Genomic DNA, 12,200 nt, shown 5'->3' with positions numbered 1-12,200 from the left:
GGGAGAGGGTCGGGGTGAGGGTCTTCTCTTCCGTCGACGAAGGAGAACACCCTCACCCTTCGCATCTAGGTTCGCTTCGCTCACCAAGAGGCGAAGCCCTCTCCCGCGCGCGGGAGAGGGGGCGGCACGGACTGTGCAGAACTGCGGCCGACCACCGGTCGGGCGGAAGAGCGCAGCGGATGAGGCCCCTCTCCCGCTCGCGGTAGAAGGCCGTTTCCACCCCCTCTCCCGCTGCGCGGCAGAGGGTCGGGGTGAGGGTCTTCTCTTCCGCCGACGAAGCGGAACACCCTCACCCTTCGCATCCAGGTTCGCTTCGCTCACCAAGAGGCGAAGCCCTCTCCCGCGAGCGGGAGAGGGGAACTGCTCTTGCCCCCGCAGGCGGGAGAGGGGAAACGGGCTCAGAAGTCGAAATTGCCGATGTTTTCCTTCGTGAAGACGAAGGGCGCGCCGAGCAGGATTTCCGAGCCGTTGATCACCTGCAGCTCGCCGAGCTTGCCGGCCTTGACGGAGGTGGCGCCGGGCTCGAGCGTGCCGTCGGCGACGGCGCGCAGCACGTACATCGCCGCATAGCCGAGATCGACCGGGTTCCACAGCACGACCGACTTGACGCAGTCCTTCTCGACATAGGGCTTCATGGCGTTCGGCGTCGCAAGGCCGACGACCGCGATCGAGCCGCACTTGCCGGCCTGGGTCACCGCTTCGGCCGAGGCCGGGGTGGCGACCGAGGTCATGCCGAGAATGCCCTTCAGCTCGTCGCCATACTTGTTGATCAGCGTCGTCGCCTGGTTGAAGGACAGCACATTGTCCTCCTGCGCCTCGACCGTCTCGAGCCACTTCAGGTTCGGATGGCACTTGGCGGCATAGGCCCCCATCTCGGCGATCCAGCGCGCCTGGTTCGGCGTGGTGAAGGTCGAGGTGACGATGGCGAACGAAGCGTCCTCGCCGGACTCCTTGGCGAGCGAATCGATCATCGCCTTGGCGATGCCGTTGAACTCGGCCTGGTTGACGAACCACTGGCGGGCGTCGGGCTGAGAGTTGGCGTCGTAGCCGACGACGTTGATGCCGGCGGCGAGCGCCTTCTTGAGCACCGGGGCGATCGCCACCGGATCGTTGGCGGCGAACAGGATGCCGTCGACGCCCGAGGTGATGTAGTTGTCGATGAACGAGATCTGCTGGTCGATATTGGCCTGGGTCGGGCCGTCTGTCTTCGCCGTCACATTGCCGAGCTCGGCCGCGGCGTCGGCGATGCCCTTCGAGGTGGCGTTGAAATAGCCGATGCCGATCAGCTTCGGCACATCGACGACATTGAGCGGCTTGCCCTTGCGGTCCGGCGCATTGGTCGGGCTGCCGCCGTCATAGGGCTTCGACGCGACCGCGGCCGGCGTGCCGTCGCAGGCGAGCGGATTGGTCGGCAGGTCGTCGCCGCCGGTCCAGGCCGACTGCGCATAGGCCGCGCCGCTCATCAGGCCGAGGCCGAGGGCGAAAGCGAGTGTCTTCTTCAGCATGGTCTTCTCCTCCACGTCTTCGTCGCGTTGCCGTTCCCCCGGCGCCGCCCGCCTCCCGCGGGCGTCGCCGTCTGCTCAGCCGTCCTCCCGGCTGAAGAGATTGCTCGCGAGAATCGCGAGGATGAGCACGAGGCCGATGACGACGATCGTGCCGTCGCCCTTGACGCCGGCGAGCGCGAGCCCGTTCTTCAGCGCCTGGATGAGCACGAGGCCGATCGCCGTGCCGATGATGGTGCCGCGGCCGCCGAAGATCGACGTGCCGCCGAGTACCACGGCGGTGATCACATCGAGCTCGACCCCGGTGCCCATGTCGGAGCGGGTGGTCGAGACGCGCGACACGAAGATCACGGCGGCGAGCCCGGCGACGAGGCCGGAGGCGGTGTAGATGGCGATCTTGACCCGGTCGACCGGCACGCCGGAGAAGCGCGCCGCGGTCTCGTTGGCGCCGATCGCATAGGTCGCCCGGCCGAAGGCGGTCATGCCGAGCACGACACCGGCGACGAGGGTCAGGAGGCCGAGGATCCACAGCTGGGTCGGCACGCCGGCGAGGTCGCCCTGGCCGAGCACGAAGAACCAGTCGGGATAGCCGCGCACCGAGCGGGCCTGGCTGATGCCTTCGGCGAGGCCGCGATAGAGCGCGAGGGTGGCGAGCGTGGCGATCAGCGGCGGCACCCGGAAACGGGTGATGATCAGCCCGTTGACGAGGCCGGCGACGCCGCCGACGAGCACCGCGAGCCCCATGGCGAGGGGCAGCGGCAGGCCGAGATTCTGCCAGAACACGCCGAGCAGGATGGCGCACAGCCCGAGGATCGAGCCGACCGAGAGATCGATGCCGCCGGTCACGATGACGAAGGTCATGGCGAGCGCGACGAGGCCGATCTCGGTCATCAGCCGGCCCTGATTGAGCAGGTTGGCGATCGTGAAGAAGCGGTCCGACTGGCCGGCGAGCACGAAGAGCGCGGCGACGAGCAGGACGAAGAGGATCGCCTCGTGACGCAGGAACGGGCGGAGCGCTGCGGTCATGCTCGCCTCCTCAGCGGATCCGGTGGCGCCGCGCCATGTCGGCGAGCACGGTGGCGAGGATCAGCAGACCCTGCACGGCGCGCAGCCAGTAGGCGGAGACATTCAAGAAGATGAGCGAGGAGCCGATCGCCGCGAAGAGGATCGCCGCGAGCGTCGAGCCGATCACCGTGCCGGTGCCGCCGAGGATCGACACGCCGCCGACGACGGACGCGGTGATCACGGTCAGTTCGAGATTGGGCGGCACGGTCGACTGGATGACCTGCAGCTGGGTGGCGAAGAGCACGGCGGCGATGCCGACGAAGAAGCCGTGGATCGCGAAGACGGCGACGATCGAGCGCTCGATACGGATGCCGGAGGCGCGCGCGGCTTCCGGATTGCCGCCGATCGCATAGATGGTGCGGCCGAAGCCGGAATTGCGCATCCACCAGGCGGCGGCGATGGTCAGCACGACCATGAACCAGACCGGCGCCGGTACGCCGAAGAGCCGCGCCTGCGCGATCGCATAGCCCTCCGGCAGACCCGTGATCCAGGCGCCGGCGGTGACCGAGATGAGGCCGCCCTTCAGGATCGACAGCATGCCGAGCGTGACGACGATCGAGGGGATGCGGGCATAGGCGACGAGCGCGCCGACCCCGGCATTGACGAGGATGCCGACGACGACCGGCGCCGCCCAGGCCACCCAGATCGGATAGCCGCCGACGGCGAGCGTCCCGGACAGCACGGCGAGCACGCCGATCAGCGAGCCGACCGCGACGTCGATATTGCCGGAGATGATCACCATCGACATGCCGATCGCGGCGACCGCGATATAGGCGTTGCCGGCGAAGATCGATGTCAGGTTCGATTGCGACATGAAGCGGGGATTGTAGAGCCCGACGACGATCATCAGCGCGACGATCGCGGCGAGGATGATCAGCTCCTGGCCGTAGCCCGAGACGAGCCGGCGGAGCGCCGAGCTGCGGGCGGGAACAGGGGCCGCCGCCGCGCTCATGCCGCGGCCTCGCCGCCGGCGGAGCCGGTCATCGCCGCGCCGACCACTTTCGGATCGGCGCCGTCGCGATCGAAGCGCGCGACGATCCGGCCGCCGCTCATGACGAGGACGCGGTCGCTCATGCCGAGCACCTCCGGCAGTTCGCTCGAGATCATCAGGATGGCGAGGCCCTGGCCGGCGAGCCGGCTCATCAGGGCGTGGATCTCGGCCTTGGCGCCGACATCGATGCCGCGCGTCGGCTCGTCCATGATCAGGACGCGCGGCTCGGTCGCCACCCATTTGGCGAGCACGACCTTCTGCTGGTTGCCGCCGGAGAGCTGGCGGACGCGCTGCTCGATGCCGCGGGCGCGCACGCCGAAGCGGGCGAAGAGGTCGTGGGCGAGCGATTTCTCGCGCGCCGTGTCGATGAACCCGCCCCTGGCGATGCGGCCGAGAATGGCGAGCGAGAGGTTCTCGCGGATCGTCTGCGGCCGGACGAGACCCTGCTGGCCGCGGTCCTCCGGCACATAGGCGATGCCGAGATCGCGCGCCTGGCCGGGACTGGTGATCGCGACGGGCTTGCCGTCGAGCAGAATCTCGCCCGCGGTCGCCGGGGTGATGCCGAAGATCGTCAGCGCCGTCTCGGTGCGCCCGGAGCCGACCAGACCGGCGATGCCGAGAATCTCGCCGGCGTGCAGCGTGAAGGAGATGTCGGTGACGACGTCGCGATAGGACAGGCCCCGGACCTCGAGCACCGGCGCCCCGATCGGCACATCGGTCTTCGGGAAGAGCTGGTCGATCGAGCGGCCGACCATCATCTCGACGAGGCCCGCCTCGGTGATCGCGGCGGTGTCGCGCGTGCCGACATAGGCGCCGTCGCGCAGCACCGTGACGCGGTTCGAGAGCGCGAAGATCTCCGCCATGCGGTGGCTGACATAGACGATCGCCACGCCGCGGTCGCGCAGCCGGCGGACGACGTCGAGCAGGCGCCGCGCATCCGCGTCCGACAGCGCGGCGGTCGGCTCGTCCATGACGAGCACCCGGGCGTTCTGCGACAGCGCCTTGGCGATCTCGACGCGCTGCCGGTTGGCGACCGAGAGCGAGCCGATCCGCCGGTCGACGTCCAGATCGGGGCTGTCGAGCTCGTCGAGCAGGCGGCGTGCCTCGGCGCGCATGCGGCCCCAGTCGATCGTGCCGAGCCGGGTGCGCGGCGCATGGCCGAGGAAGATGTTTTCGGCGACGGTCAGATCGGGGAAGAGCAGCAATTCCTGGTGCACGACCGCGACGCCGGCGGCGGCCGCATCGCGCGGCGAGGCGAAGTGGACCCGATCGCCCGCCACGCGCATCTCGCCGGCATCGGGCCGGTGGATGCCGGCGATCACCTTGATCAGCGTCGACTTGCCGGCGCCGTTCTCTCCGAGCAGGGCGTGCACCTCGCCGGGGCGGACGTCGAAGGAGACGCCCTTCAGCGCCTGCACGCCGCCGAAGGACTTGGCGATATCGGAAAGGGCGAGGATCGGCTCGGTCATTCCCCTCCCCTCAGCCCGTTGCGGCCAGACGCTGCTCGGAGCGTTCGTCGGCACGCTCCTCCGCATCGACCACGTCGACCGTGACGCCGGCGTCCTCGAGCATCGCGATCGCGTCCGCCGGCGCGGATCGGTCGGTGATCACCCGGTCGAGCTCGGCGAGCGGGCAGAGGATCAGACTGCCGCGCGGCTCGAATTTCGAGCCGTCGACCAGCGCGATCACCTCGTCGGCCTGTTTCAGCATCTTCTGCTCGGCCTTGATCAGCGTCGGGTCGCCCTCGATCAGGCCCTGCGGCCGGATGGCGTGCGCGCCGAGCAGGAACTTCGTCGCGTAGAAATGCTCGATCGCGGTATCGGACTCGTAGGGGCTGACGATCATCCGCTGCTTGCGATGGACGTCGCCGCCCGGCAGCACGACCCGGCACGCGCTGTTGGCGATCAGATAGAGCGCGAGATCGAGCGAATTGGTGAGCACGTCGAGCGAGCGGTCGGCAAAGAAGGGCCCGAGGCAATAGGTCGTGGTGCCGCCATTGACGATCACCGGCTCGCCGTCGGCGACGAGTTCGGCGGCGCGCCGGGCGATCGCCCGCTTGGCGGCGAGATGGACGAAGCGGGTCGCCTCGAAGGCCGGGGTGGCGAGCGGATCGAGCCGCTCCTGCGGCCGCGTGAGCGCGCCGGCACCGCCGCGCACCTTGCGGATGCGGCCCTCGATATCGAGCGTGTTGATGTCGCGCCGGATCGTCGCCTCGGAGGCGCCGGTGAGCTCGACGAGCCGCCCGATCGTCGCGACCGGCCGGCGGGCGATCTCGCCGAGGATGATCCTGTGCCGCTCGATCTCGTGCATGAAACCCCTCCCGCAGCGGATCATCCAAGCTTTGCCGCGGGTGTCAATCACAATCGGTCAAAGTCGATCGTTTTGCATCGCAGTATTGCGCTGCAATAGACCGCACGCCGCAAGGATGCGATGCAATATGACGGACTGTGATCTGAAATGATTGACAGCCGAGGGGTCGCCTGACACAGGATGACGTGCTGCGGTCGGCGCGCTCCGCCGTCCGGGCCGTCGTCGAAGCTGCGCCCCCGCTTTTCAGCCGTCGAGACCGATCATGTCACCCGCCACCCTCATCGAGAACCGCTGGGACGATGCGAAGGCCGCCGCGATGAGCGAGGCCGGGCGCCTGCTCTACCGCTCGAACCTCCTCGGCGCCGACAAGCGGATCACCAATTTCGGCGGCGGCAACACCTCCGCGAAGATCGCGGAGACCGATCCGCTCACCGGCGAGCCGGTCACGGTGCTCTGGGTCAAGGGATCGGGCGGCGATCTCGGCTCGATGAAGCAGGACGGCTTCGCGACGCTCTATCAGGCGAAGCTCGACGCGCTCCCCCGGCTCTATCGCGGCGTCGCACACGAGGACGAGATGGTCGGCCTCCTGCCGCACTGCACCTTCGGCCTCAATCCGCGCGCCGCCTCGATCGACACGCCGCTGCACGCCTATCTGCCCTATCGCCATGTCGACCACATGCATCCGGACGCGGTGATCGCGATCGCCGCGGCGGCGAATTCGGAGGCGCTGACGGCGGCGATCTATGGCGGGGAGATCGGTTGGCTGCCCTGGAAGCGGCCGGGCTTCGAGCTCGGCCTGTGGCTGTCGCGCTTCGCGCGTGAGAACCCGGCCGCCAAGGGCGTCGTGCTCGGCGGCCACGGGCTCTTCACCTGGGGCGACACCGCGAAGGACTGCTACGAGACGACGCTCCGCATCATCAACCGCGCGATCGCCTGGTTCGCCGAGGAGACGGCGGGGAAGCCGGTCTTCGGCGGCGTCGCCCACGCCCCGCTCGATGCGAGCCGCCGCCGCGCCGTCGCGGCGCGGCTGATGCCGGCGATCCGCGCCCTGATCGCATCGGACGAGAAGAAGGTCGGCCATTTCGACGACAGCGGCCCGGTGCTCGAATTCGTCGGCGGGCGCGACCTCGAGGCCCTCGCCGCGCTCGGCACGTCCTGTCCCGACCATTTCCTGCGCACCAAGATCCGGCCGCTGGTGGTTCCCTTCGATCCGGCGGCCGACGATCCCGACGCGGCGCTCGCCGGTCTGCCGGAAGCGATCGCCGCCTATCGCGCCGACTACGCCGCCTATTACGAGCGCTGCCGCCATCCCGACAGCCCGGCGATGCGCGACCCCAATCCGGTCGTCTATCTGGTCCCGGGCATCGGCATGATCACCTTTGCCCGCGACAAGGCGACCGCGCGCATTGCCGGCGAGTTCTATGTCAACGCCATCAACGTGATGCGCGGCGCCTCGACCGTCTCGACCTATGTCGGCCTCGACGAACAGGAAGCGTTCGACATCGAATACTGGCTGCTCGAGGAGGCGAAGCTTCGGCGCATGCCGAAGCCGAGAAGCCTCGCCGGCCGGATCGCCTATGTCACCGGCGGCGCCGGCGGCATCGGCTCGGCGATCGCGACCCGGCTTCTCTCGGAAGGCGCCGCCGTCGTGCTCGCCGACATCGACCGGGCGGCGCTCGAAGCGGCGGTGGCGCAGCTCGGCGCCGGTTACGGCGCCGACATGGTGCGCGGCGTCGTCGCCGACGTCACCGACGAGGCGGCCGTGATCGCCTCCTTCGCGGCGGCGATGGTGGAGTATGGCGGGCTCGACATCCTCGTCTCGAATGCCGGCATCTCGTCCGCCGCGCCCTTCGAGGAGACGACGCTCGAGACCTGGAACCGCAACATGGCGATCCTCGGCACGGGCTATTTCCTCGCCTCGCGCGAGGCCTTCCGCATCCTGAAGCGGCAGGGGCTCGGCGGCGCGATCGTCTTCATCGCCTCGAAGAACGGCCTCGCGGCCTCGGCCGGCGCCTCGGCCTATTGTGCGGCGAAGGCGGCGGAGATCCACCTCGCCCGCTGCCTGGCGCTCGAAGGCGCGCCGGACGGCATCCGGGTCAACACGGTCAATCCCGATGCGGTGCTGCGCGGCTCGAAGATCTGGCAGGGCGAATGGCGCCAGCAGCGCGCCGCCTCGAACCGGATCCGCGAGGACGAGCTCGAAGAGTTCTACCGCAACCGCTCGCTCCTGAAGCGCAGCGTCTTCCCCGAGGACATCGCGGAAGCGGTCTATTTCCTCGTCGCCGATCTCTCCGCCAAATCGACCGGCAACATCATCAATGTCGACGCCGGCAACGCCGCGAGCTTCAGCCGGTAGCAGCGGGCCGAAGGGCTCGGCCGGTCGAGGCCGGCGGAACCGCCCGCCCGCTCCTCCCGTTCTCCTCCGAGATGCCGAGGAGACCCACAATGACGAAGCCGGAAGATCCCGCCCACCCGCAGAACACCGACGTCACCCGCGCCGACCCGACACAGCCGAGCGAAGAGGCGAAGGCGCGCCGCTTCCTGGACCGCGCGGCGACCGGCCGTGAACCCGACGGACCGCCCCCCGATGACGGGGCCTTGAGCGCGGACGAGACGAAGGCCTATGCCGCGGAGCGGGCCGCCAGCGCGGCGATCGCCGTGAAGCCGAGCGGCTGACCCTTCACTCGTCGCCGTCGCCGAGATCGACCGGCCAGCCGACATAGACCGCCGAGACGACCGGCTTCGCCGAGACGAGGAGGGCGTCGTCCGAGGACAGTTCGCGATCGCCCATCAGCGGGTCGAAGCGGCTGTCCTCGTTGGCCGCATCGGGCAGCGCGAACATGACGGAGACGACGCATCCGTCCGGCTTCGGCGCCAGGGCTCCCTCCGTGAAGGAGGCGGCGCCGCCATAATCCCAGCCGAAGCCGAGCACCGTGAAGGGCGCACCGTTGATCGCCCGCAGATCGGACAGCGTCATGCCGATCCGGATGCCGTACGGCGCCTCCCAGGCGGAAGGCGCCTCGATGCTGATCGTCGGACCCTTGCGGGCCTCCTCGTCGGCCCATTGTATGGTGAGTTTCGCCGCCGGATCGTCCGGGAACACGGTGGTGCCGTCATAGCTGCTGCCCTCGGGACCCGGCAGGGCGCCGAACACGACATTGTCGGCGCCGAAGGCGGCCGCGACATCGGCCTCCGTGGCATCGGCCGCGAAGGGGCCGGTGCAGTCGATCCGGCCCGCCTGACCGGCGAGAGCCGGCGCGGCGGCGAGCCCCGCCAGAACGAAGATCACCGCTTTCAGAGTCGTCGTCGCCTTCAGAGCCATGGCCTTCCCCTGCCCGCTGACGGACCGCGGCGCCGATGCTAGCGCGGCGCCGGCCGGCCGCAAGCCGCCGCAGCGGGCCGCAAGGTCGCAGCGGGCGATCGCGTCCGGAGCGCTCAGTCCCGGTCGACCCGGCCGCGCATCGCCTTGACCGCGCCGCGCTTCGACTTGCCCTCGAGCCGACGCTCCTTCGAGGCCTTGGTCGGCCTGGTCGCCCGGCGCGGCTTGGGGGGCACCTCCGCCTCGCGGATCAGCGCGGCGAGCCGCTCGCGCGCGTCGGCCCGGTTGCGCTCCTGATCGCGGAAGCGCTCGGCGGAGATGACGAGCACGCCCTCGGCGGTCAGCCGGCGCCCGGCGAGCTTCATCAGCCGCACCGCGACGGCATCGGGGAGGGCGCGCGAGCGGCGCACGTCGAAGCGGAGCTGCACCGCGGAGGAGACCTTGTTGACGTTCTGGCCGCCCGGTCCGGACGCCCGCACGAAGCTCTCTTCCAGTTCGCTCTCGTCGATCTCGATGGCGTCGCTGACCCGCATCCTTCGCCTCCTCGCGCGCTCTTACCACGCGGTGCCGGCCGCGGCGACGCGCGCTTGCCAGCGCGGCGGCCCCACCCTAGCTTCCCTCCCTCTTCGAAGCGGAGGCTCCCCAAAATGGCTCATCCCCTTTTCTCGCCCGGCAAGGTCGCGGTGATCACCGGCGGCGCGGCGGGCATCGGTCTCGCGGCGGCGGAGAAGTATCTCTCCTTCGGCATGAAGGTGGCGATCGCCGATCTGCGTCCGGAGGCGCTCGACCGCGCCGTCGCGACGCTCGGCGGCAAGGGCGAGGTGCTCGCCCTCCCCTGCAATGTCGCGGACCGCGGCGCCGTCGAGGCCCTCAAGACGGCCGTCTATGACCGGTTCGGCGCGGTGCACGTGCTGATGAACAATGCCGGAACCGGCCCGGGCGGGCCGGCGCTCGGCGATCTCGCCGGCTGGGAGAAGGTGATCGGCACCAATCTCTGGGGCGTCGTCCACGGTGTACAGGTCTTCGTGCCCGAGATGCTCGCGCGCGGCGAGGCGGGGCTCGTCATCAACACCGGCTCGAAGCAGGGCATCACCACCCCGCCGGGCGACACCGCCTACAATGTCTCGAAAGCCGGCGTGAAGGTGCTGACCGAAGCGCTGGCGCACGAGCTGCGCAACACGGAAGGCGGCCGCATCGCCGCGCATCTGCTGATCCCGGGCTTCGTCTTCACCGGCCTCACCGCCGGCGGCCGCACCGAGAAGCCGGCCGGCGCCTGGACGCCCGAAGAGACGATCGACTTCATGCTCGCCTCGATCGAGCGGGGCGATTTCTACATCCTCTGCCCGGACAACGAGGTCGACCGGCCGCTCGACGAGAAGCGGATCCTCTGGGCGGCCGGCGACATCGTCGAGAACCGGCCGCCGCTGTCGCGCTGGCACCCGGATTTTGCCGAGGCGTTCAAGAAGAGCCTCGGCTGAGAAGAAAACACCCGCCGGCGCGGCCGGCGGGTTTTTCCGCGCGCAGCGCTTGGGAGCTCTACTCCGCGGCCGCGGCGACGAGCTCCGGCGAAACCGTGTACTGCGCCCCGGTCGAGGCCGCGATGTCGTCGAGCGACACGCCGGGGGCGAGTTCGATCAGCTGCGGCGGACGGGCGCCCGTGCGGTCGATGTCGAACACCGCCTTGTCGGTGATCAGCAGGTCGACGACGCCGGCGCCGGTGAGCGGCAGGGTGCAGGCCGGCAGGAACTTCTTCTCGCCGTCCTTCGCATTGTGCTCCATGACGACGACGACGCGCTTGACGCCGGCGACGAGATCCATCGCCCCGCCCATCCCCTTCACCATCTTGCCGGGGATCATCCAGTTGGCGAGATCGCCCTTCTCCGACACCTGCATGGCGCCGAGGATCGAGAGGTCGATATGGCCGCCGCGGATCATCGCGAACGAGTCGGCCGAGGAAAAGTAGCTCGTCTTGTCGAGTTCGGTGATCGTCTGCTTGCCGGCATTGATGAGGTCGGGATCCTCCTCACCCTCGAAGGGGAAGGGTCCCATGCCGAGCATGCCGTTCTCGCTCTGCAGCGTCACCTCCATTCCGGCCGGGATGAAATTGGCGACCAGCGTCGGGATGCCGATGCCGAGATTGACGTAGAAGCCGTCCTTCAGCTCCTTGGCGGCGCGGGCGGCGAGATCGTCGCGGCTCCAGGGCATGATCAGACCTCCTCGCCGGCGAAGGCCTCGGCCGGCCGCTTGCGCACGGTGCGCTGCTCGATCCTCTTGTCGTAACCGCTCGCCGCGACGACACGCTGGACGAAGATGCCGGGGGTGTGGACGGCATCGGGATCGATCGCGCCCGGCGCAACGAGATGCTCGACCTCGGCGACCGTCACCTTGCCGGCCGTCGCCATCATCGGATTGAAGTTGCGCGCCGTCTTGCGGAAGACGAGATTGCCCTCCGTATCGCCCCTATAGGCCTTGACGATCGACAGGTCGGCGGTGAGGCCGCGCTCCATCACATAGAGAGCGCCGTCGAATTCGCGCACTTCCTTGCCCTCGGCGACCAGCGTGCCGACGCCGGTCTTCGTAAAGAAGGCCGGAATGCCGGCGCCGCCGGCCCGGATCCGCTCGGCGAGCGTGCCCTGCGGGTTGAATTCGAGCTCCAGCGCGCCGGACAGATATTGCTGGGCGAAGAGCTTGTTCTCGCCGACATAGGACGAGACCATCTTGCGGATCTGGCCGCGCTCGAGCAGGCGGCCGAGGCCGATGCCGTCGACGCCGCAATTGTTCGAGATGACCGTGAGGTCCCTCACGCCCGAGGCGGCGATCGCGTCGATCAGATCCTCGGGGATGCCGCACAGGCCGAAGCCGCCCGACATGATCGTCATGCCGTCGAAGAGCAGGCCCTCGAGCGCTGCGGCGGCATCGGAACAGACTTTGCGCATCACGCATTCCCTCCACCAATCGTTGTCACGATAGCGCGGCCGGACGCGATGCGGCAGAGGGATTTTGCGCCGCAGCG

At 69.2% G+C, this 12,200-nt stretch carries 12 protein-coding genes; 3 read left to right on the top strand and 9 right to left on the bottom strand.

Annotation, left to right across the window (positions count from 1 at the left end; all coding sequences use genetic code 11):
• Window positions 1-398: 398 nt before the first annotated feature.
• The 5 genes from GGQ63_RS09080 to GGQ63_RS09060 form a co-directional block, all read right to left on the bottom strand.
• Window positions 399-1,505, bottom strand: coding sequence for an autoinducer 2 ABC transporter substrate-binding protein (locus tag GGQ63_RS09080; RefSeq protein WP_183854878.1), 1,107 nt, complete (start codon window positions 1,503-1,505; stop codon window positions 399-401).
• A 75-nt stretch (window positions 1,506-1,580) separates the two neighbouring features.
• Window positions 1,581-2,528, bottom strand: a complete 948-nt coding sequence (locus tag GGQ63_RS09075) for an ABC transporter permease (RefSeq protein WP_183854876.1) — start codon at window positions 2,526-2,528, stop codon at window positions 1,581-1,583.
• A gap of 10 nt (window positions 2,529-2,538) precedes the next feature.
• Window positions 2,539-3,519 carry an ABC transporter permease gene (locus tag GGQ63_RS09070; RefSeq protein WP_183854874.1) on the bottom strand — a complete coding sequence of 327 codons (981 nt, stop codon included), beginning with the start codon at window positions 3,517-3,519 and terminating at the stop codon, window positions 2,539-2,541.
• Window positions 3,516-5,027: a sugar ABC transporter ATP-binding protein gene (locus tag GGQ63_RS09065; RefSeq protein ID WP_183854872.1), complete on the bottom strand. Its 1,512-nt coding sequence runs from the start codon at window positions 5,025-5,027 to the stop codon at window positions 3,516-3,518. The genes GGQ63_RS09070 and GGQ63_RS09065 overlap by 4 nt, the downstream gene beginning before the upstream one ends.
• A 10-nt stretch (window positions 5,028-5,037) precedes the next feature.
• On the bottom strand, window positions 5,038-5,868 hold the full coding sequence (locus tag GGQ63_RS09060; protein ID WP_183854870.1) for a DeoR/GlpR family DNA-binding transcription regulator: 831 nt from the start codon (window positions 5,866-5,868) through the stop codon (window positions 5,038-5,040).
• 262 nt (window positions 5,869-6,130) lie between these two features.
• Between GGQ63_RS09060 and GGQ63_RS09055 the strand changes: the two genes are divergently transcribed.
• Together GGQ63_RS09055 and GGQ63_RS09050 are read left to right on the top strand one after the other, a co-directional pair.
• Window positions 6,131-8,224, top strand: coding sequence for a bifunctional rhamnulose-1-phosphate aldolase/short-chain dehydrogenase (locus GGQ63_RS09055; protein ID WP_183854868.1), 2,094 nt, complete (start codon window positions 6,131-6,133; stop codon window positions 8,222-8,224).
• Window positions 8,225-8,313: 89 nt separating this feature from the next.
• A complete protein-coding gene (locus GGQ63_RS09050) occupies window positions 8,314-8,544 on the top strand; it encodes a hypothetical protein (protein ID WP_183854866.1) in 231 nt (76 codons plus the stop codon).
• Between the two features lie 4 nt (window positions 8,545-8,548).
• Here GGQ63_RS09050 and GGQ63_RS09045 read toward each other — a convergent pair whose 3' ends face one another.
• Both GGQ63_RS09045 and arfB read right to left on the bottom strand, forming a co-directional pair.
• On the bottom strand, window positions 8,549-9,190 hold the full coding sequence (locus GGQ63_RS09045; protein ID WP_183854864.1) for a hypothetical protein: 642 nt from the start codon (window positions 9,188-9,190) through the stop codon (window positions 8,549-8,551).
• A 113-nt stretch (window positions 9,191-9,303) separates the two neighbouring features.
• A complete protein-coding gene (arfB, locus tag GGQ63_RS09040) occupies window positions 9,304-9,720 on the bottom strand; it encodes an alternative ribosome rescue aminoacyl-tRNA hydrolase ArfB (RefSeq protein WP_183854862.1) in 417 nt (138 codons plus the stop codon).
• A gap of 114 nt (window positions 9,721-9,834) precedes the next feature.
• Here arfB and GGQ63_RS09035 point away from each other — a divergent pair, with 114 nt between their 5' ends.
• The gene (locus tag GGQ63_RS09035) at window positions 9,835-10,665 is read left to right on the top strand and encodes an SDR family NAD(P)-dependent oxidoreductase (RefSeq protein WP_183854860.1); all 831 of its coding nucleotides are present in this window, start codon (window positions 9,835-9,837) and stop codon (window positions 10,663-10,665) included.
• A gap of 58 nt (window positions 10,666-10,723) precedes the next feature.
• On the opposite strand, the gene GGQ63_RS09030 is transcribed toward GGQ63_RS09035, so the two are convergent.
• Window positions 10,724-11,392, bottom strand: a complete 669-nt coding sequence (locus GGQ63_RS09030) for a 3-oxoacid CoA-transferase subunit B (RefSeq protein WP_183854858.1) — start codon at window positions 11,390-11,392, stop codon at window positions 10,724-10,726.
• Between the two features lie 2 nt (window positions 11,393-11,394).
• Window positions 11,395-12,123: a CoA transferase subunit A gene (locus GGQ63_RS09025; RefSeq protein WP_183854856.1), complete on the bottom strand. Its 729-nt coding sequence runs from the start codon at window positions 12,121-12,123 to the stop codon at window positions 11,395-11,397.
• Window positions 12,124-12,200 lie beyond the last annotated feature (77 nt).

This window comes from Prosthecomicrobium pneumaticum, assembly GCF_014199915.1.
Classification (GTDB): domain Bacteria; phylum Pseudomonadota; class Alphaproteobacteria; order Rhizobiales; family Kaistiaceae; genus Prosthecomicrobium; species Prosthecomicrobium pneumaticum.
Note: the sequence above shows the minus strand (reverse complement) of the source record. Positions and strands in the feature narration are given on the sequence as shown.